This is a genomic window from Allobosea sp. MMO-172 (assembly GCF_037147855.1).
Classification (GTDB): Bacteria; Pseudomonadota; Alphaproteobacteria; order Rhizobiales; family Beijerinckiaceae; genus Allobosea.
Window position 1 is genome coordinate 1 of sequence record NZ_JBBCUM010000002.1, and the last position, 18,455, is coordinate 18,455.

Consider the following 18,455-nt stretch of genomic DNA (forward strand, 5'->3'; position numbering starts at 1 on the left):
ACGGCTTATGGAATTCCATCAGCCATATCGTCACGCTGTTCGAACCACAAGAATGCGCAAACTACTTCAGATCGTGCGGATATGAACCCGAGTAAAGCGGACACGCTCTAGATTGAAGAACCGATCAAATGAGGATGTTCCCACTAAAGCAACGGTCAAAATTCGATCCTCCAAATGACTATCTGAGCAAATCCATCCATTAACGATCGCGTGTACGGTAGCGTTTCAGGCCGTGAGAAGAACGTGTCTCGCTTTTCGTTTATTTCGACACAGAAAATTTGCGGATTTCAGCGCCGTCGACCGCCATCGATAAAAGAGCTTTCTCTTCTCCACCGAGCCCCTATTCATCGGCAAGGTCAATATTCTCTACGACTGACGATCCACGCATTCAAGAGCCACGCCGCCGCGCTGGCCGCTGCGCATGCGCAACTGATCCTCCATCCGCGTGCATGGCTTTCTGTTTACGCTTATTCCGTTGCATGCACGAGACCCTGCCAACTTCCTCAATGGTGGCGATGGCTTCGGAGAATGACTATGGTAATGTCTTTCGACGCATGGGGAGCTACTGTAGCATTTCGTCACCAATGACATCAGCTCTTCGTCGCCGACGCATCGCTTAATCGAGCTTCCATACAGCGCCGCTCAGACCATTTGCCTTACTGACAACGGACAGTCCATCAGGCCTATCGGTCTTCGCCAGCTATTACTTCGAGCAATTTCCAGCCGTCGGTCGCCATTCGAAAATCTCTATCCTCTCAAAGACACCGGATCGCACTAAGGGATCGCCATCGCTGAATGCTTGAAATTCTCCCAGCGAAGCCACCGCCGCGATCACCGAGCCCCGCTCTTCTCGCTGGTTTTAGGCGGCGCGGACGGACCTGAAAGTATGATTTCGATTTACTTCGTCAGGCTCAAGCATCGCATCTCCTCGCACCCCTCTCGGCAACGCAGGATTCACTAAAATAGCATTCGACATCTATGCCTCCTCTCTAAAACTAGGAGAGCAGTTCTTTATGTCGTTATGTGGGGGCAATTGTGCATGTCGCCCGACAGCGGCGACGGCCTGTTCCCTTGAAAGGCTCGATCCGTTGCAACGGCACATCTGCACAGTTGTCATGTCTAAACCCTGTAATCGTCATATGTCGAAGCCTCGTTCGGCAACAACATCAGCAATCACACGCTGATCGGAAAGGTGGGGTCAAGGCACCGCTTCGTCCCGGATGCGAACAGGAAGAGTGCGGCCGGTTTGGCCGTGACGGGAATGGGCTGGAGAAGAGGTTTCCGGCGCTCGTCGCGGAGAACCATCATGTCCGATGAAACCGGAGCGAACGCGGGCGAAACCCGCCCCTCGTTGCTGACAAACGAACTGCGCGAGCGACTGCTCGCCAACGGCCGCAAGCGCGACACCGACCACATACCGGTGATCAAATTCATCAATCCCGTCGGCACCGGCCTCTGGCTTGCCAGTGAGTTGGATGCGGATGGCGATACACTGTTCGGCGTCGCCGATCTCGGCGAACCGGAGCTCGGCTTGTTCAGCCTGGCCGAGTTGGAGAGCCTCCTCCTGCCGCTGCGCTCGCGGATCGAGCGTGATCCGCACTTCGTCGGGCATTACCCGGTCTCGATTTATGCCGAGGCGGCGCGATCGACAGCAAGCCTCGCCGAAGGCATCCGGTTGATCGGCATCATTCATGCCCTACGCCGGGGGGACGAGTGATGCGCTTTCGTCCTGGATTTCGCGTGACGCCTTTTGTCGAAACAACGCGCAAGCGCGCGGCCTTTCTGCGCAAGCAACGGCTGGAGCGGGAAGCTTTCCCGCTCTTCGCCTCCGATATCGCGGCCGGGCAACATGATGTCGAGCGTGAGATGGCCTGCCGAGCGCTGCGTTGGGAGGAGTGGCAGAAGACCAATCGCGCGGAACGTGCTGCGCGCTGGCGCAAAGCCCGCGCGCGGCTGTTTTCGTTCCCCGACGATCTGCGCCAGACGATCCGGAACGTCTGGCGGAGCTGCCCCTATCCGGCCGATCCGGCGAGCTTCGCCGATTTCCTGCACCAGATCGCGGTCGGGCGACTCGATCCTCACCGGCCGCCATGGGTGTTCCACCCGAAGACGGCGGCGCGGATCACGACGAATCCCGACACGTTTTCCGAAGCGTTCCGCCGCATCGGCCACAAGCAGATGGAGGGCCATATTGGGGAGGATCTGCTGTTCTGCGGTAATCTCGGCGCCGGCATCCTGTTCTTGTGGCGTCGGGTGCGTGTGGCCGATCCTGCTGGTGCTTCCGCGTCGAGCTTCGACCCGCGCCTGGTCGCGGCGGTCGATCGCGGCGCGGGCGAATGGGTGGAGATCGAGGTCCGTGGGGCTTGCCCGGATGCGCATACCGTCCTGATAGAACAGCTCGCGCAAGCGGCCGAGACGCGACCTGTCGTGGTTCAACGCATCGGGACGGTCCGATCGCCCGAGAGCGAGAGGGTGGAGGGTGTTTCCATGACGGGTTGATGGCCAGAGAGAGGGTCTCCGGCGCCCGTCATGGAGATCGATCCCATGAACATGCAAGTGCTCGAAGCCCGTCGTGATGTGAGCGGCGGCTACAAGGTGGATGTCAGCCGCGGCGAGCGCATCGGCCGCGTCTCGTCCGAATGGTTCTCGCGGCCCGACGACGAACGCTATCTCTCGCTTTCCGATCTGGCGCGCTCCGTCCGCAGCCGCTCGGAGCGCAGCCGGACGCGCGTGGTGGAAACTGCGCTGATCCATGTCGAGGCAAGCCGCGACAATCCCGAGCGGCTCTCACTGATCCTGCCGGGGTCGGAGGCGCCGGTCGCGCCGACGCATTGGAGCTTCGGCCAGCTCGCTGCCCAGGTCGGTGCGCCTGCCGCCTATCTCCGCAATCTCCCGGCGGCACTCGCCGGCATCAATCTGCAATATGGCCTGAGCACCCACCGGGCCGAGCAGATCAAGACGCTCGAAACCGACAATGCTCGATCTGGGGGCCGCATCGATCTGCGGGCGGCGACGGGCGTCGATTACGGGCGAATCCACGATTTCGAACTCGTGGAAGCCGTACAGCGCATCGCCGGCAACGGCACGGGCGACACCCGCTGGAAGGTGCCGGGCGTGCTCGACTGGTCGACGGGCGTCTACAATCCGCGCGTCGACATCACCAAGGACACGACGACGCTCTATGCCTCGGATCGCGATGTGTTCCTGTTCCTCGTCGACGATCTGAATCCCATCGAGGCGGGCAAGCTGCCTGACGGTTCGCCCGATCTCTTCTTCCGCGGCTTCTATTGCTGGAACAGCGAGGTCGGCGCCAAGACGCTCGGCATGGCGAGTTTCTATCTGCGCGCTGTGTGCCAGAATCGAAACCTCTGGGGCGTCGAGGATTTCGAGGAAATCACCATCCGGCACAGCAAATACGCCGCCTCGCGCTTCGCTCATGAGGCGGCTCCGGCGCTGATGAACTTCGCCAATTCCTCGGCCCAGCCCTTCGTCAACGGCATTCGGGCGGCACGCGAGCGGATCGTGGCGCGCACGGACGAGGACCGCACCGACTTTCTGCGCCGGCGCGGTTTCTCCAAGGCCGAGACCGGCAAAATCATCGACACGGTGCTTGCCGAGGAAGGCCGCCCTCCGGAATCGATCTTCGACTTCGTACAGGGCATCACCGCCGTCGCGCGCGACAAGCCGCATCAGGATGCTCGCCTCGACATGGAGGCGAAGGCGAAGAAGCTGCTCGATCGCGCGGCCTGACTCTCGCAAAGCCGGAAATGCGGGTTTCCGTGTCTCCGGCTTTGCACTTGTGCGTCTTTCCGGATCGTCGTGCCGTGGCGCTGCCCTTCAGAGGAAGAGGCGGCGCTTCGCTTCGTGACGGGTTTGGGTTCGAGAGAGGGTCTCTCGGCGCTCGTCACGGAGTAAGACCGATGGCAAAAGCCAATCAGAAAATCACCCTGTCGCCGGCGCGCGACATTCCCTTCGACAAGCTGGTGCTCAGCCAGTCGAACGTCAGGCGCGTGAAGGCCGGCATATCGATCGAGGAACTGGCCGAGGACATCGCCCGGCGCGGCACGCTGTTGCAGAGCCTCAACGTCCGCCCGATGCTCGACGCCGACGGCAACGAGACCGGAATGTTCGAGGTGCCGGCCGGCGGGCGCCGCTACCAGGCCCTGGCGCTGCTGGTGAAGCAGAAGCGTTTCAACAAGACCTCGCTCGTGCCGTGCGTCGTGCGGGACGCCGCGACGCCGGTTCTCGCCGAGGACGACAGCCTCGCGGAAAACACCCAGCGCGTCGCGCTGCATCCGCTCGACCAGTTCCGCGCCTTCCTCGACATGAGGAGCAAGGGCATGGGCGAGGAGGCGATCGCCGCCGCCTTCTTCACCACGGTGCAGGTGGTCAAGCAGCGCCTGCGTCTGGCGGCGGTCGCGCCCTCGCTGCTCGACGTCTATGCCGAGGACGGCATGACGCTCGACATGCTGATGGCCTTTACCGTCTCGCCCGACCATGCCCGCCAGGAACAGGTCTGGGAGACGATCCGGAATAGCTGGCAGAAGGAGCCGTACCATATCCGCCGCATGCTGACCGAAACCACCGTCCCTGCGTCCGACAAGCGGGCTCTGTTCGTCGGCGCTGCGGCTTATGAAGCGGAGGGCGGCATCGTGCTGCGCGACCTGTTCCAGCAGGACGGCGGCGGCTGGTTCCAGGATATCGCTCTCCTCGACCGGATGGTCGCGGACAAGCTGAAGGTCATGGCCGACGAGACCGCTGGCGAAGGCTGGAAGTGGATCGAGGCGTCGGTGAACCTGCCCTATGGCCACACCCACGGCCTGCGCCGGATCGACAGCGATCCGCTGGAACTGACCGAGGACGAACAGGCGGCGATTGCGGCGCTGGAGGCGGAGCAGGAGAAGCTCACCGAGGAATACCAGGACGCCGACGAACTGCCGGACGAAGTTGATGCGCGCCTCGGCGAGATCGAAGCCGCGCTTGAGCAGTTTGAGCAGCGCCCGGTTCGTTTCCGTCCTGACGAGATCGGCCGTGCCGGCGCCTTCGTGACCATCGGCACGAACGGTTCAGTGACCGTCGATCGTGGTTACATCCGCCCCGAGGACGAACCGGTCGAAGACATGGCCGCATCCGGTTCGGATGGCGAGGGCGCCGATGGCGAAGCTTCGGAGCCGAGCGCCGCGCAGCCTGCGATCGTGCGCACCGTCATCACACTCGGTGGCGAGCCCGTCGAGGCGGAGGATGACGAGGACGATGCCTTCAAGCCGCTGCCCGAGCGGCTGGTGATCGAACTCACCGCCTACCGCACGCTGGCGCTTGCCAACGCGCTCGCCGAGCATCCGCAGGTCGCCATGACGATGCTGCTGCACAAGCTGGTGCGGGATGCCTTTCATGTCGCCCATCAGGGCGGTTGCCTGCAGGCGTCGGTACGCGACGTCTATCTCGGCGCGCAGGGACCGGACCTGAAGGACAGCCCGGCGGCCTCCGCCATCGAGCAGCGCCGCCAGGACTGGAGGCACGATATCCCGACTGAAGACGAGGCGCTGTGGGATTGGCTTGTCGCGCTCGACGAGGCCAGCCGCATGGCGCTGCTCGCCCATTGCGTCTCGGCCGGTGTCAATGCGCTCTACGAGAAGCCCAACCCCTACAGCGGTTCGGGTGTCAGCGAGCGCGGGCTGAAGGAGCGGCTCGCACAGGCCGATCGGCTGGCGCGGGCGACGGGTCTCGATCTGGTGGAAGCGGGATGGCGGCCGACGGTCGGCAACTATCTCGGCCGCGTCACCAAGGCCCGTATCCTCGAAGCGGTGCGCGAGGGAGCCGGCGAACGGGCCGCTCAGCTCATCGACCATATGAAGAAGGGCGACATGGCCAAGGAAGCCGAACGGCTGCTCGCCGATACCGGCTGGTTGCCCGAGCCGCTACGTGTTTCGCAGACCGACGACGATCAGGTCGTCGAACCCGGCGCTCAGGGGGAAAGCGAAGAGGCGCTCCCCGACTTCCTTACCGGTGACGACGAGGATGAAGAGAGGGCTGACAACGACGACGATCGGGATGTCATGGTCGCGGCGGAATGAACACCAGGGCGGAGCCGGAGCGACCGGCTTCGCCATCCCTCATCACGGCCCGGACTGTCCGCAGCGATCGCCGGGCCATTTCGTCAGGAGATCATCATGGCGCTTCCAGCCCATGCCATCGCGAATTTCAACACGCTGCTCCGCGCCGCCGAAAACGGTGATCTGACGCTGGTCGAGTGTAACGACGCAGCCACCGGCGAGCCGCGCTACGTTCTCAGTGCCGTCGTCTTCACGGACGGCAGCCACGTCTTCACTCCGTTCGGACATCTCGCCACCGGTGATCCGTTTGAGAAGTATCTTCCGCCCGGTGCGCCGGGCGGGCCGGGTTGACGGGGTCATTCTTCTTGCGGGCGCTCCACCATGACGTGGGGCGCCTTTTCCCATGTTCGGCTATTCACGATCGGGCGAGCAATGCTTCAGCTGATTTTCTGAAGGAAGGCTTTGAACACCGCGTTGAATTCGTCCGCCTTTTCCCGATGGACGCCGTGACCGGCTCCATCGATCCGGACCGGCTTTGGCGTCGCGAGGTTCGTGTAGGACAGGCTGTCGATGTAATCCAGATTGATCACCGGATCATCGGCGCCATTGACGATCAACAGCGGGGCTTGCGTGGTTTCGGCGATCTTTCGCTGGTCGCTGGTATTCCCGGCCTGCGCGTCCTCCATCATGTATTGCCGGGCTCGCCCATCGGTGCGGCGGATCGCAGCAAGGAAGAACGCGCTGTCCCGGCTCTCATGTCCCAACGCCATTGCGGCGGTCATGGAGACCTGCTCTTCAGTCAGCTCCGGGCTTCCGGTATAGGCCATTTCCGGGCTCGGCACGAAGCCGGCCATCAATCCCTCGATGCTGTTTTCGATCGGCGGCGTGCCGAAGATGGCGAGTCCGGCAATCGACGCTTCATGCCGCGCCAGCAATTCCAGCGCGACATGGCCGCCGAGCGAATGGCCGAGAAGCGCGTATCGCTGCACGCCGAGACCGGCCAGCAGCTCGTGAATCACGTCTGCGTAGCCGCTCATGCTATAGCTCCGGCGCGGATCGATCGCGTCGGCGGATCGGCCATGGCCAGGTAGATCGATGGCGATGGTCCGGTAGCTGCCTTGCAAGGCGGAAATCTGAGACGCGAAGCTTTCCTTACAGATCGAATTGGCATGCAACATCACGACGGGCAGGCCGTCGGAGCGATTGTCGTTGTAGGCAATTCTGCCATGAGACGTGTCGATAAACTGTTCTTCCATCAATCCTCTCAAGTCGGCGTCGCGTGTGGGTTCGTGCTGTTTAAGTCGGCGACGACCGTTGCGGATGTTCATGACGCAGTGGAAGAATGCAATCTGCAAATCTGCAGTATCCGGCCGCACCGCGGGTAGACGAGCTGCCACGGTGTCAATTCACTATGGGTGTAACTGGATCAAGGGCGCGCAGCACTTCTTGAATTTCCTGCCGCTGGTGCAAAAGCATGGATCGTTTGGTTTCGTGGTCCGCGCCAGATCGACGAACACAGCGCCGAGGCTGTTCTGGAGATCCTGCGCAAGGCTTGCCAACCGGCTTCGGTCGATCGAAATCTGATTGCCGACCGAACACGCCTCCATCGTCCGCTGTATCCGGTCGGCTGCCTCGATCCAGCCCTCGACGCTGGCGAACTCGCCATGGCTCCGCTTGATATTGATCCGCCGCCGTTGGCCGATGAAGTCGTATTCTCTTGTCGGGTCCGGCAAGAACAGAAAACGCGCTTCGCCGTTTGCCGGCGGCGTGATGTCGCTCAGCACGCCGTCCTTTTCCCAAACGGCGTGGTGTTCGGCTTCGATAAATACGCGCGGCCATTCCCAGATCAGCCATCCGTAAAGCATCGCGCCGCCGTCACTGTCGACTTTGGCGGCGACGTTGTTGAAGCACTCGGATGGCAGCGCTTCAGGCGCTGGGGTTACGGAAACATAGACCGGCAGGGCATCGGGATTGATGCTCCGGCAAAATGCGAGCACCGGTGCGCTGATCGCCTTCGGCGTCGTAGTATAGCTTCGGGTGAACAGGTCTCTGCTGATGGCGGGCACGTCAGGCGGCTTCCCTGGATCGAGGGCTACGACGTTCTAACGACGATGATCTTCGAGAGCCCGAGATCGGCGGCACGCAGCTTCGCGCGTTCCATGACTTCATCCAGCAACATGTCGAAAGGGCCTGAGCCGCCCCAATCATCCTCGTCGCTCGGATAGAAGTAACCTTTCTGAACTCCGGAAATCTTGTCCCGGTGCGCGCGAAGCACGAGGTGCCTTTCGGGGGGGATTTCGTCCGGTGCCCAAATAACTGCGACCATCGATCAAGACTCCAAAACATATCGAGGCCAAGGATAACATCGGACATCGATTCGCACGAACCATGATGTTCATGTCGACACGGAAACGCTGATGTAACAGGTGACCTATGGAGCTCGATCCTCAGTCGATCGATCGAATCTGGCATGCGCTGCAACGAACGGCGTCCCGCGGCGATGTCGCCGACAACCGCATGACCGTCGCCGGCGGTCACGTGCCCATGCCGACGGCCTCCGTCGCTCCGGCATCGGCCGGGGCGGCCCTGTCCAACCGGCAGCTCAACACCGGCGCCGTCACCGCGAAGACCACTGTCGGCGCTAATCTCGCGCCCAATTGCGGTTGGACCGCCGACAGCATAATCGGTGTCACTGGCAAAGCCGGCTCCGCCTTGGCCTATGGCAATGCCGCGCTCGACGCCGCGACCGTCAGTGGAAACGGCGTGCCCGTGGCGTGGGTCAGCAACGCGCAGGTCAATCGCGGGCCGGTCTCGGCCACCGTCATCCCGCAATAACCGTCCCGCTCGGCGCGGCCGGTCGGCCACCTTCCGCGCCAGAGGAAGCCGCCATGCCAAACACCAGGGGCGTGGCGTCGTTTCGTCATACTTGACCAAACGTCAGTATTCGCCGGGCTGATTCTTAAGTTTCCGCATCGACCGGGGCGCGATGCCGAATTCGTTGCGGAAGCTCCGGCTGAAATGCGAACCGTCGTTGAACCCCCAGGCCAGTGCGATTTCGGTGATAGACAGTGGCTGTGATTCCATCTCGATGGCTTGCCGGCAGCGCTGCAGTCGTTTCGTCAGTATCCAACGCGAGACCGACTGGCCGCGCGTCGAAAAGAGCTTGTGAAGATATCGAAGTGAAATGCTGTTGGCTTCTGCGATTTCCGCGGGATTCAAGTCGGGATCTGCAAGCCTCTCGATAATGAACCGGCATATACGGTCGTAGTGATCTTTGCCTGAGCCGGACTGAGGGCCGCGCTTGGCACGGATACCCGCCGATACCAGTTCTAGCGTCGTATCGGCGACCAGGCGCAAATGTTCGTCCTCGAAATGGTCGAGTCCGGAGGCCAGTTGCCCGAGATGAGCACCAACGAGTGGTCCAAGCTTCTCCGTTCCCTCCACCCGCATTCCACCAAGCTCGTCGATCTCCGGCAGAAAACGACGCATCGATTTTTTCGGAACGAGGATCGTCATTTTATGAAGCGGTTCGAGGACCCGGAATTCCATCGCCTTGCGGCTGTCCCAGATCACGAAATCCCCAGGCCGCAGGATGGCTTCCTGATCGCCCTGGCGAACGACCTCGGACCCGGAAAGCTCGAACAGGATACCGATGTAATCCCCGTTGGTTCGATTTATATGACGTGATGATCGGAACCCCTCGCACGGATCGCATCGGCATCCGACCAGCCGAAGATCGTCTACGTCCCTTGCGACGATCTCGGCGTTGAAGTCACGCTCTCGGCCGACAAGCTCCCAGTCGAGATGCGTCGCGCTCAGCGCGTCGCTCCATGCATCAAAGCGACCGCCAGCCGAAACATCGGCCGTGGTCCAGGTCTGCTTTCGCATCTGTACCTCCCGAATACCCGTCTTGCGCGGGCTTGAATGCCGTCTGCATCCATCGATGAAGCTACTTCAAAGTGCACTCTCGAACAAGTTTGGTTCCCGCTCGGGCAGGATTGCCACCGTTCTGCGTGCGAGAATTGCTCCACTGTCAAAGGGAGGAAGAACAACATGCGCAAAGACATCGAATTCAAGACCGAGGACGGTGTGACGCTTCGTGGCTGGCATTATGTGCCGGACAAGGCCAACGGCCCGTTCCCGACCATTGTCATGGCCCACGGGTTCTCGGCCGTGAAAGAAATGTATCTCGACAAGTTCGCGGAAAAGTTCGCCGAGACCGGGTTGGCCGCCGTCGTTTTCGACAACCGCAACTTCGGCGCCAGCGACGGCGACCGGCGCCAGCATATCAACCCTTGGCAGCAGGTGTCCGACTATCGCGACGCGATTACTTATGCCGAGGCTCTGCCCGAGACGGATGCCTCGCGCATCGGCATCTGGGGATCGAGCTATTCCGGCGGTCATGTGCTCGTGGTCAGCGCGCTGGACCGGCGCGTGAAGGCCGTAGTCTCGCAGGTGCCGCTAGCGAGCGGCTACGCCAACGCGCGTAAACTGATCCGCGCAGATTTCATCGGGCCGACGCAACGCCTGTTCGAGCAAGATCGTCGTAACCGTATGAAGGGCGAGAAGCCCGCGATGATCCCGGTGGTGGACGAGAATCCGATGGCGCCGTCGGCGTTGCCCACGGCGGATTCCTGGAAATGGTTCACCGAGACGCACAAGTTGCGCGCGCCGTCGTGGAAAAACGAGGTGACGTTGCAATCGGTCGAGATGTTCATCGAATACGAACCCGCGAGCTATATCTCGTTCATCAGCCCGACGCCGCTGCTGATGATCGTGGCGCTCGGGGATCACCTGACGATTGCCGAAGAAGCTGTTGCCGCCTATGAGCGGGCGCGGCATCCCAAGAAGTTGGTGACGCTCAAGGGGGGCCATTTCGACGCCTATGTCGCCGATTTCGACAACGCCTCCACGGCCGCGACGGGCTGGTTCAAGGAGCACCTTTCGGTCTGAAAATCGAGCGCGGTCGTCTTCGAGGCCGCTCCGCTTTTTCATCCCGTCATCCTCAAGCCGGAGGCTTGCGGTGAGGCGAATGTCATTCCGGCCAGGCAGAGCAACGCCCCGAGGCGGCGAGATTGTCATTGTTTTCCGGTTTCCGGAATAATTGGTATGGTATGCCACCACTCAGGCGGCTGCGTGAAGCAGACCAAAACAGAGCCCCGTCTCTCGAAAGAGGCGGGCTTTTGGCTTTCCTGAGTGTACGTCCGACCTTGCGATAGGCGTAGCGCAAGGCGGTGTCAGTCCGCCTGCCGGGTTCCGTTCCAGGCGCTCCCCTGCACGGATATCGTTTCATCGTGAGCGACCGCTTCCCGCGCGCGCGTCCCATCGCCCCAACGTAACGGCTATCGCGACGATCATCATGGCGCATGCCAGCAGGAAGGTGACCCGCATTCCGGCGGCGATGGCCGAGGGTGTCGCATGGGTGAAGTCTTCCGTCCCGACGCCAAAGGCGAAGACGGCGCCCATGGCGGAAGCGCCGGCGATCAGGCCAATATTGCGCGACAGGCCGAGCAGCCCGGAGACCGTGCCGCGTCGATCCTTGGCGACGTCGGCGAGGGCCGCGGTGTTGTTGGCGGCCTGGAAGAGCTGGTAGCCGGGCGTCAGCACGACGATGGAGAGCACATAGCCGGCGACGCCGATCATAGTCGGAAGCAGCGCCAGCAGCAACGTGCCTGCGGTCAGCAGGACGAGACCGATGGCGAGTACGCGGCCGCTGCCCCAGCCATCCACCAGCCGCCCGGACGGGACGCCGCTGAAGATGGAGATGACCGGCCCGACCGCCATGACGAAGCCGACCTGCGTCGCCGTCAGGCCGAGCCCGATGCCGAGATAGAAGGGTCCGAACACCAGCGTCGTCATCATCACGGCGGCAATCAGGATGTTGACGAGCAGATTGGGGACCAGAGCCCGGTTCATCACCGGCCGCAGGCTCGCCGACATGGTTTTGCCCTTGCCCGCGTCGCCCGGCAGCATCGACACGGCGAGGATCAGCGCCAAAGCCGCCAGCGGCACCTGCACCCAGAAGATGCCGCGCCATCCCGCCAGTGGGATCAGCAGTCCGCCGAGCGAGGGGCCGAGCGCCGTCCCCAGGGCCGATACCGTGCCGAGAAGACCCATCGCCCGGCCAACACGCGCCTCGTCCGCACTCTGGCGCGTCAGCGCCATGGCGAGTGTCATCAGGAAGGCCGCGCCGATGCCCTGAACCACCCGCGCGCCGGTCAGCAGCCACAGGCTCGGCGCGACGGCGCAGAGCAGCGAGGCGACCGCGAAGAGGACGAGCCCCATGACGAGCATGGGCTTCAGACCGAAACGGTCGCCAAGCCGGCCGGCGATCACCACCGAGACCGTCAGGGCGGCGAGATAGGCGACGACCACCGCCTGCACCTGCGAGAACGGTGCGGAAAACGCCTCCGCCAGTGCCGGCAACGCGATGTTGGCGATGCTGGTGCCGAGCGAGGCGAGCCCCATCGCCAGCGCCAGTGTTACGGTGATGCCTGTCTGTGCCGTCCCCGACGGGACGGATTTTTCCTGTTCCAATGCCTTGCCCTCTTGCTTCGATGCTCGTTGGGGAACAGGCTGCCACTTCAAGTCGAGTTGAGGTCAAGCATGAAATTCCTGGATATCGGAGAGGTCGCGACACGAAGCGGAATCAAGCCTTCGGCGCTACGTTATTACGAGGAGGCCGGGCTGATAGCCTCGGTCTCACGGCATGGCTTGAGACGGCAGTTTCCGCCCGAAGTTCTGTTGCAGCTCAAGCTGATCGCGATGGGGAAATCGGCGGGATTCTCGCTGGACGAGATCGCCGGCATGTTCGGCCGCAATGGCCTGCCGGAGCTGCCGCGCGACGTGCTCCATCAAAAGGCCGACGCCATCGATCGGCAAATCCACGAGCTGACCGCCCTGCGCGACACGCTCCGCCACGTCGCCGATTGTCCGGCGCCATCGCATATGGAATGCCCGACGTTCCGACGATTGATCGACGTGGCGGGAAAACGCGGCGGAAAACGCCCGGCCTCCCCAATTACGCGGGGATGACGCCATTGGCGCGGAACCACGCCATCTCATCGCGCAGCGTTTCACTCAAGGGACGGAAACGCAGGCCGAGTTCGCGCTCGCTTTTGGTGTGATCGTAGCGTGAGCGGTCGTCCTCGGTGGCGACGGTTCGCGCCATCGCCCAGCTCAGCAGCACCGGGCGGCCCGTCAGCCGGGCATAGACCTCGTAGCCGGCGGCGAGCAGGTGCATCAGCCACAGCGGGATGCGGCGGCGCGGCGGCGGCACATCCGACGCCTCTGCGACCAGCGGCAGGAGATCGGACATCGTCATATGGCGCCCGGCCGCGAGATAACGCTCGCCGCGCCGGCCCTTGTCATTGGCGAGGATCATCGCCCGTGCGACGTCGCGGGCATCGACCACGGAGAAGGAACCTGGCGGAACGCCGGGCAGTCGCTTCAGCGCCACGTCGATGACCGTTTGCCCGGCCGAAGTCGGCCCGATATCGCCCGGACCATGCATCCAGCCGGGGAGCACCATCGCCGCCCAGAAGTCCGGATGCGTTTCGAGAAAGGAAAGCACGACGCGATCCGACAAAATCTTGCTGCGGTAATAGTCGTCCGCGTCGCTTTCGTCGCGCAGCATGGTCTCGTCAATGACCGCGCCGCGCGCGCCGTGCAATACGGCGATCGAGCTGGTGTGAACGAAGCGCCGAACGCCCGCCTGATAGGTATGATCCAGCAGATGGCGTGTACCCTCGACATTGGCGGCGTAGAGCGCGTCCCAATGCCGTCCCCCCTTATAGGAATCGCGAAAATAGGCGGCGGTGTGGAACACCGTGTCGACGCCCGCCAGCGCCGACGCGAAGCCGGACACGTCGAGCATGTCGCCGTGCGCCATCTCGACGTCGAGGCCTGCGAACTGCCGCCGCGCCTTGTCTGGGGAGCGGACCAGAGCCCGCACCCGCCAGCCGTCCGCGATCAGTTCGCGCACCAGATTGTTGCCGAGCAGCCCCGTCGCGCCCGTCACGAAGGCAAGGCGCGTGCTTCGCGCCGTTTCCAGATCGTCCGTCATGAATTCAGCTCCACAATCCAAGGAGCCCGTTCTATAAGGCTTGACCATGGTCCATGGTCAAGCGGTGACGGCGATGCTGATCGGAGAATTCGCGCAGAGGGCAGGGCTCAGCCAGGACACAGTGCGCTTCTATGTCCGCAAGGGGCTTCTGACGCCACAGGTCGGTGCGCGGGGAGGGCGCAATCCCTATCAGATCTTCAGTGAGCGGGATGTCTCCACCGCATTGATGATCCGGTTCGCGCAATCGCTGGGCATGCCGCTCAAGGAAATCGCCGGGATCGCAAGCGAACTCTCCTCGGAGGGGCTTTCAGTGGAGCGCGAGATCGAGATCATCGATACGCAGGTCGCCCGGCTCGAACAGAAGGCGGCGGACCTTTCGACACTGCTCGACTACCTTCGCGCCAAGCGCGACTGGATGGCGCGCGGCAAACCGGGCGACGAACCGCGGTTTGCCGAGGATGGGCTGTGTCTGGCGACGATCACGGTGCCGGTTTCCGGGCATGACTGAAACCGAGCGCGCTCGCGCGCGCCGTTTTTGGCGTTCACAATGGCTTGCGTGACGTCTGCATACATGCGTCACGCACGATGCCGCGCAGCCAACGGTGGGCGGGATCGGCATCGAAGCGCGGGTGCCAAGCGATCGAGACGGCGAGCGCATCGGTCTTGACCGGCAGTTCGAACGTGTGAAGGCCGGCTCTCGCCGGTTGGGTGAGCCGGGCGGGCACCGCCGCCACATGATCGGAGGCGCGCACGATCGCCAGCGCATCGGCGAAATTGGCCACCGCGATCGAGACGAAGCGCGTCAGGCCGAGCGTGGCGAGTGCCTCGTCGATCGGCCCGGAAAAACGCCCGCGCCGTGAGACGGAGATATGCGGGAAGGCGGCGAAGTTTTCCGGCGTCACCGCGTCCGCCAGCGGATGACCTTGGCGCACCACGCCGACGAAGCGATCATGGAACAGCGCCTGCAAGCGGATTTCCGGCCCCATCGCGCCGATGACGCCGACATCCGCATCGATCCGGCCTTCGCGCAAGGCTTCGACATCCTCCCTGTCCTGATGGGCGAAGCGCAGCCGAGCCTTTGGAGCCTGTTGTGCGGCCAGCGAGGCCAGCGCCGCGCCGAAGGTGCCGACGAAGCCGTCATTGGCGCGGATGACGAAGCTGCGTTCCAGTCGGGAAAGATCAAGGTCGTCCTCGCCGCGCACCAGCGCCTCGGCCTCCGTTACGAGGCCGCGCAACCGCTCGCGCAAGCTTTCCGCGCGCGGCGTCGGCACCAGCCCGCGCCCGGCGCGCACCAGCACCGGATCACCGAGCAGATGGCGGATGCGGGAAAGCTGGCGGCTCATCGCCGGCGCGGAGAGGTTTAGCCGCTGCGCCGCGCCGACGACACTGCCCTCCGAGAGCAGCGTGTCGAGCGTCACGAGAAGGTTCATATCGAGCGGCGCTACGGAACGCTTGGCGGTAGAATTGGCGGGCATCGTCGAAGTTTTCTTATTCGTGCGTTTGATGCAACTATATAATAGAGACATTGCACTGTATGCAAGAAATGTCCCGCGCTATCGAAAGCTGAACCGCAACGATCCCGAAAGGGACGCTTTCGACAGGACATTCGATGACCCAATCTCCACATTCCCACCCATCTCATCCCCATGCCGCCGCGCATGGGGCCGCGCACGCCCCCACCCATGCCCTTGCGGCCCACCATCGGCCCCTCCATTCCGGCATGGTGCTGACCGGCCTGTCGCTCGCGATCCTGCTTTCCCAGCTCGGCACCAACATCATCAATGTCGCCCTGCCGACGCTGGTGAAGGACCTCGGCGTCGAGTTCGGCTCCGTTCAGTGGGTGGTGGTGAGCTATCTGCTCGTCGTCACCGCGCTCATCGTCGGCGTCGGCCGTTTCGGCGACCAGCTCGGCAAGAAGCGGCTCTATCTCTGGGCCTCACCATCTTCATGGCGGCCTCGGTGCTGTGTGCCCTCTCCAACAGCCTGCCGCTGCTGATCGCCGGCCGTGCTGGACAGGGGCTCGGCGGGGCGATCCTGATGGCGCTGTCCTTCGCCTTTGTCGGCGAGGTCTTTCCCAAGGAGCGCACCGGCTTCGCTATGGGCGTGCTCTCGACCATGGTCTCTTTCGGCATCGCGCTCGGGCCGTCGCTCGGCTCGCTGGCGCTCGCCGCCTTCGGCTGGCAGGTGGTGTTCTGGGTGAACCTGCCCTTCGGCCTGCTCGCCTTCCTGCTGATCAGCCGCTATCTGCCGAATGCCGTCGATGCGCCGAGGCATACCGTGCCTGCCGCACGCTTCGACTGGCTCGGCACGATCCTGCTGGCGCTGACGCTCGGCGCCTATTCGCTCGCCATGACCTTCTCAGGCAAGCAGGGCTTCGGCTCGCCGCTGGTGCTCCAGCTCGGCCTCAGTGCGCTCGTCGGCCTCGTCCTGTTCCTCGCCGTGCAGGTCAAGGCGAAGGCGCCGCTTCTCAAGCTTTCGATGTTCCGCAATGCGCTGCTCTCGCTGAGCATGGTGATGAGCGTTCTGGTCTATGCGGTGATGATGGCGACGCTTGTGCTCGGTCCGTTCTTCCTGTCGAAGGCGCTCAGCCTCGACACGAAGATGGTCGGTCTCGTCATGACGGTGGGCCCGCTCGCCGCCGCGATCATGGGTGTGCCGGCCGGCACCGTCGCCGATCGCATCGGCGCGAAACTCGCCATGGTCATCGGCCTGGCGCTGTTCACCATCGGCGCCTTCGTGATGTCATGGGTCTCGCTCGACGGCGGCGTCGCCATCTATATCGTCGCGATCCTGTTCATCAGCGTCGGCCTCGCCTTCTTCCAGACGCCGAACAACACCGCCGTCATGGCCGATGCCCGGCCCGAACAGCGCGGCCTAGTCTCCGGTCTCCTCGCGCTTGCCCGCAATCTCGGCCTGATCACCGGTGCGTCGCTGATGGGTGCTCTCTTCGCCCATGCCGTGGGCGGCGACACAGCGACCGCTACGCCCGACATGGTGACCGACGGTATGCGCTTCGCCTTCCGCGTCGCATCGGCCATGGCGGCGGCGGCGTTCCTCTTCTCCCTCACCACGCTGCGCGCGCGTCCGCGTCACGCCTGACCTGGCCGCAAGGATTCCTCAGATGCAACAGCACAAGTCACCATCATCGGGGGCCGAGCGCCCGATCCCGCCTGAACGCCGCCTGCGGGTGGCAGAGGTGCGCAACGTCGTGGCGGTAACGCCGCATATGCGGCGCGTCACGCTCGCCTCGACGGCGTTGATGGACTTTCCCGTCCGCCGTCCGGCGCAATGGGTCAAGCTCTTCGTACCGACGCCTCAGAGCGAGAAGCCGAGCGGCCGCGCCTACACCATCCGGCATTTTCGTGAAGCGCTATGCGAGATGGACATCGACCTCGTTCTCCATGGCGACGGCCCATGTTCGACCTGGGCCGCGGGCGCGAAGCCGGGCGACGTGGTCCAGATCGCCGGCCCACGTTCCGGTTTCCGGCTCGATCCGGATGTCACCCATCTGCTGATCGGCGGTGACGAAACGGCGCTTCCGGCCATCGGGTCGATCCTCGAAGCCCTGCCGTCGGGCCTCGCCGTCGATGCGTTCGTCGAAATCCCCGAGGACGCCGACGTTCAGGTCATTCGTTCTCGCGCCGATGTCGAGATCACCTGGCTTCCGCGCAACGGCCGGGAGCCAGGCACCGCGACCGACCTCGCCGCAGCCATGATGTCGGCACATCTACCGGGAGAGAACTGCGAGGTCTGGTTCGCCGCCGAAGCCGCGACCGTGCGCACGGTCCGCCGTCACTTCCAGCTCGATCGCGCAATGCCGCGCCATCGTCTCACGATGTCCGGCTACTGGAAGAAGGGCGAGACCGACTTCCGCGACGGCGAGGGTGATCAATAGTAATTCAGAGCCGTATCAGGTGCCAAATGTCGGTGAGCGAACGTCATTTGCGTTTAGCCGCGCCGTCTCGTCTCGCGCGATGTTTCCCCGTCATTTCGACCAAACGCCGGAATGTCGAGCACTTCCATATGGGAGGGGGCGGGGCATTCGGCTACGCCCTTGCCATCGTGGTGCTGACGCCCGGCTACCAGCTTTTCCAGTCCGCCAACAACACCACGGCACTTGCGGAGATGCCGAAGGAGCGGTGCGGCACGGTGTCGGGACTGCTCAATCTGTCGCGCAATATTGGCCTGATCGCCGGTGCGTCCGGCATGGGATGGTATTTGTTTTCTGCGGCGGCACGGGCAAGTTCGCCAGCGCTTTCCCATCGGCCATCGCCTCCGCAATGCGTCTGACCTTCCTGCTGGCCAGCGGACTGGTTCTTGTTGCGCTCGTCATTGCG

At 63.3% G+C, this 18,455-nt stretch carries 20 protein-coding genes and 1 pseudogene; 13 read left to right on the forward strand and 8 right to left on the reverse strand.

Going from position 1 to position 18,455, the window contains the following annotated elements:
• Positions 1-703 precede the first annotated feature (703 nt).
• Positions 704-835 (reverse strand): YciI family protein, encoded by a 132-nt coding sequence (locus WFK61_RS03235; RefSeq protein ID WP_442896252.1) that lies wholly within the window; start codon positions 833-835, stop codon positions 704-706.
• A 471-nt stretch (positions 836-1,306) separates the two neighbouring features.
• Here WFK61_RS03235 and WFK61_RS03240 point away from each other — a divergent pair, with 471 nt between their 5' ends.
• The 5 genes from WFK61_RS03240 to WFK61_RS03260 all read left to right on the forward strand — a co-directional run bounded on the left by WFK61_RS03240 (position 1,307) and on the right by WFK61_RS03260 (position 6,404).
• Entirely contained in the window at positions 1,307-1,717 is a 411-nt protein-coding gene (locus WFK61_RS03240) for a DUF2958 domain-containing protein (protein ID WP_336810104.1), read from the forward strand.
• Between the two features lie 23 nt (positions 1,718-1,740).
• A complete protein-coding gene (locus WFK61_RS03245) occupies positions 1,741-2,499 on the forward strand; it encodes a hypothetical protein (RefSeq protein ID WP_336810105.1) in 759 nt (252 codons plus the stop codon).
• Between the two features lie 45 nt (positions 2,500-2,544).
• Positions 2,545-3,750, forward strand: a complete 1,206-nt coding sequence (locus tag WFK61_RS03250; protein WP_336810106.1) for a DUF932 domain-containing protein — start codon at positions 2,545-2,547, stop codon at positions 3,748-3,750.
• 170 nt (positions 3,751-3,920) lie between these two features.
• Positions 3,921-6,074, forward strand: coding sequence for a ParB/RepB/Spo0J family partition protein (locus WFK61_RS03255; RefSeq protein ID WP_336810107.1), 2,154 nt, complete (start codon positions 3,921-3,923; stop codon positions 6,072-6,074).
• A gap of 96 nt (positions 6,075-6,170) precedes the next feature.
• Positions 6,171-6,404 carry a DUF6117 family protein gene (locus tag WFK61_RS03260; RefSeq protein ID WP_336810108.1) on the forward strand — a complete coding sequence of 78 codons (234 nt, stop codon included), beginning with the start codon at positions 6,171-6,173 and terminating at the stop codon, positions 6,402-6,404.
• Between the two features lie 86 nt (positions 6,405-6,490).
• Here the strand turns inward: WFK61_RS03260 and WFK61_RS03265 are convergent, their stop codons facing one another.
• From WFK61_RS03265 to WFK61_RS03275, 3 genes are read right to left on the reverse strand one after another with little or no spacing between them, the layout of a single operon-like run.
• A complete protein-coding gene (locus tag WFK61_RS03265) occupies positions 6,491-7,408 on the reverse strand; it encodes an alpha/beta fold hydrolase (RefSeq protein ID WP_336810109.1) in 918 nt (305 codons plus the stop codon).
• 54 nt (positions 7,409-7,462) lie between these two features.
• Positions 7,463-8,119 (reverse strand): SEC-C domain-containing protein, encoded by a 657-nt coding sequence (locus WFK61_RS03270; protein ID WP_336810110.1) that lies wholly within the window; start codon positions 8,117-8,119, stop codon positions 7,463-7,465.
• Positions 8,120-8,145: 26 nt separating this feature from the next.
• The gene (locus WFK61_RS03275) at positions 8,146-8,379 is read right to left on the reverse strand and encodes a hypothetical protein (protein ID WP_336810111.1); all 234 of its coding nucleotides are present in this window, start codon (positions 8,377-8,379) and stop codon (positions 8,146-8,148) included.
• A gap of 107 nt (positions 8,380-8,486) precedes the next feature.
• Between WFK61_RS03275 and WFK61_RS03280 the strand changes: the two genes are divergently transcribed.
• Positions 8,487-8,888 (forward strand): hypothetical protein, encoded by a 402-nt coding sequence (locus tag WFK61_RS03280; protein WP_336810112.1) that lies wholly within the window; start codon positions 8,487-8,489, stop codon positions 8,886-8,888.
• Between the two features lie 102 nt (positions 8,889-8,990).
• Here the strand turns inward: WFK61_RS03280 and WFK61_RS03285 are convergent, their stop codons facing one another.
• Positions 8,991-9,941, reverse strand: a complete 951-nt coding sequence (locus WFK61_RS03285; RefSeq protein ID WP_336810113.1) for a helix-turn-helix domain-containing protein — start codon at positions 9,939-9,941, stop codon at positions 8,991-8,993.
• A 165-nt stretch (positions 9,942-10,106) separates the two neighbouring features.
• Between WFK61_RS03285 and WFK61_RS03290 the strand changes: the two genes are divergently transcribed.
• The gene (locus tag WFK61_RS03290; RefSeq protein WP_336810114.1) at positions 10,107-11,006 is read left to right on the forward strand and encodes an alpha/beta hydrolase; all 900 of its coding nucleotides are present in this window, start codon (positions 10,107-10,109) and stop codon (positions 11,004-11,006) included.
• Positions 11,007-11,342: 336 nt separating this feature from the next.
• On the opposite strand, the gene WFK61_RS03295 is transcribed toward WFK61_RS03290, so the two are convergent.
• Entirely contained in the window at positions 11,343-12,590 is a 1,248-nt protein-coding gene (locus WFK61_RS03295) for an MFS transporter (protein ID WP_336810115.1), read from the reverse strand.
• Positions 12,591-12,659: 69 nt separating this feature from the next.
• On the opposite strand from WFK61_RS03295, the gene WFK61_RS03300 reads away from it, so the two are divergent.
• The gene (locus WFK61_RS03300) at positions 12,660-13,088 is read left to right on the forward strand and encodes a helix-turn-helix domain-containing protein (protein ID WP_336810116.1); all 429 of its coding nucleotides are present in this window, start codon (positions 12,660-12,662) and stop codon (positions 13,086-13,088) included.
• Here the strand turns inward: WFK61_RS03300 and WFK61_RS03305 are convergent.
• Positions 13,075-14,118, reverse strand: coding sequence for an SDR family oxidoreductase (locus WFK61_RS03305; RefSeq protein ID WP_336810117.1), 1,044 nt, complete (start codon positions 14,116-14,118; stop codon positions 13,075-13,077). The two genes, WFK61_RS03300 and WFK61_RS03305, sit on opposite strands and share 14 nt — an antisense overlap.
• Positions 14,119-14,191: 73 nt before the next feature.
• Here WFK61_RS03305 and WFK61_RS03310 point away from each other — a divergent pair, with 73 nt between their 5' ends.
• Complete coding sequence (locus WFK61_RS03310) at positions 14,192-14,626, forward strand: MerR family transcriptional regulator (RefSeq protein ID WP_336810481.1); 435 nt, start codon at positions 14,192-14,194, stop codon at positions 14,624-14,626.
• 34 nt (positions 14,627-14,660) lie between these two features.
• Here the strand turns inward: WFK61_RS03310 and WFK61_RS03315 are convergent, their stop codons facing one another.
• Positions 14,661-15,593, reverse strand: coding sequence for a LysR family transcriptional regulator (locus WFK61_RS03315; protein ID WP_336810118.1), 933 nt, complete (start codon positions 15,591-15,593; stop codon positions 14,661-14,663).
• Positions 15,594-15,838: 245 nt separating this feature from the next.
• Here WFK61_RS03315 and WFK61_RS03320 point away from each other — a divergent pair.
• The 4 genes and pseudogenes from WFK61_RS03320 to WFK61_RS03335 all read left to right on the forward strand — a co-directional run.
• Positions 15,839-16,596 (forward strand): annotated as a pseudogene (locus WFK61_RS03320) (MFS transporter); the annotation flags it as partial.
• A gap of 36 nt (positions 16,597-16,632) precedes the next feature.
• The gene (locus tag WFK61_RS03325) at positions 16,633-17,217 is read left to right on the forward strand and encodes an MFS transporter (RefSeq protein ID WP_336810482.1); all 585 of its coding nucleotides are present in this window, start codon (positions 16,633-16,635) and stop codon (positions 17,215-17,217) included.
• Between the two features lie 22 nt (positions 17,218-17,239).
• A complete protein-coding gene (locus WFK61_RS03330; RefSeq protein WP_336810119.1) occupies positions 17,240-18,013 on the forward strand; it encodes a siderophore-interacting protein in 774 nt (257 codons plus the stop codon).
• A gap of 32 nt (positions 18,014-18,045) precedes the next feature.
• Positions 18,046-18,408, forward strand: a complete 363-nt coding sequence (locus WFK61_RS03335) for a hypothetical protein (RefSeq protein WP_336810120.1) — start codon at positions 18,046-18,048, stop codon at positions 18,406-18,408.
• The last annotated feature ends 47 nt before the right edge of the window (positions 18,409-18,455 follow it).

What these genes read in the sequence shown, in the direction of transcription:
- WFK61_RS03240 (WP_336810104.1), top strand. Translation starts at nt 1,307, where the DNA reads ATGTCCGATGAAACCGGAGCGAACGCGGGCGAAACCCGCCCCTCGTTG.
- WFK61_RS03250 (WP_336810106.1), top strand. Translation starts at nt 2,545, where the DNA reads ATGAACATGCAAGTGCTCGAAGCCCGTCGTGATGTGAGCGGCGGCTAC.
- WFK61_RS03255 (WP_336810107.1), top strand. Translation starts at nt 3,921, where the DNA reads ATGGCAAAAGCCAATCAGAAAATCACCCTGTCGCCGGCGCGCGACATT.
- WFK61_RS03260 (WP_336810108.1), top strand. Translation starts at nt 6,171, where the DNA reads ATGGCGCTTCCAGCCCATGCCATCGCGAATTTCAACACGCTGCTCCGC.
- WFK61_RS03275 (WP_336810111.1), bottom strand. Translation starts at nt 8,379, where the DNA reads ATGGTCGCAGTTATTTGGGCACCGGACGAAATCCCCCCCGAAAGGCAC.
- WFK61_RS03280 (WP_336810112.1), top strand. Translation starts at nt 8,487, where the DNA reads ATGGAGCTCGATCCTCAGTCGATCGATCGAATCTGGCATGCGCTGCAA.
- WFK61_RS03285 (WP_336810113.1), bottom strand. Translation starts at nt 9,941, where the DNA reads ATGCGAAAGCAGACCTGGACCACGGCCGATGTTTCGGCTGGCGGTCGC.
- WFK61_RS03290 (WP_336810114.1), top strand. Translation starts at nt 10,107, where the DNA reads ATGCGCAAAGACATCGAATTCAAGACCGAGGACGGTGTGACGCTTCGT.
- WFK61_RS03300 (WP_336810116.1), top strand. Translation starts at nt 12,660, where the DNA reads ATGAAATTCCTGGATATCGGAGAGGTCGCGACACGAAGCGGAATCAAG.
- WFK61_RS03305 (WP_336810117.1), bottom strand. Translation starts at nt 14,118, where the DNA reads ATGACGGACGATCTGGAAACGGCGCGAAGCACGCGCCTTGCCTTCGTG.
- WFK61_RS03310 (WP_336810481.1), top strand. Translation starts at nt 14,192, where the DNA reads ATGCTGATCGGAGAATTCGCGCAGAGGGCAGGGCTCAGCCAGGACACA.
- WFK61_RS03315 (WP_336810118.1), bottom strand. Translation starts at nt 15,593, where the DNA reads ATGCCCGCCAATTCTACCGCCAAGCGTTCCGTAGCGCCGCTCGATATG.
- WFK61_RS03325 (WP_336810482.1), top strand. Translation starts at nt 16,633, where the DNA reads ATGAGCGTTCTGGTCTATGCGGTGATGATGGCGACGCTTGTGCTCGGT.
- WFK61_RS03330 (WP_336810119.1), top strand. Translation starts at nt 17,240, where the DNA reads ATGCAACAGCACAAGTCACCATCATCGGGGGCCGAGCGCCCGATCCCG.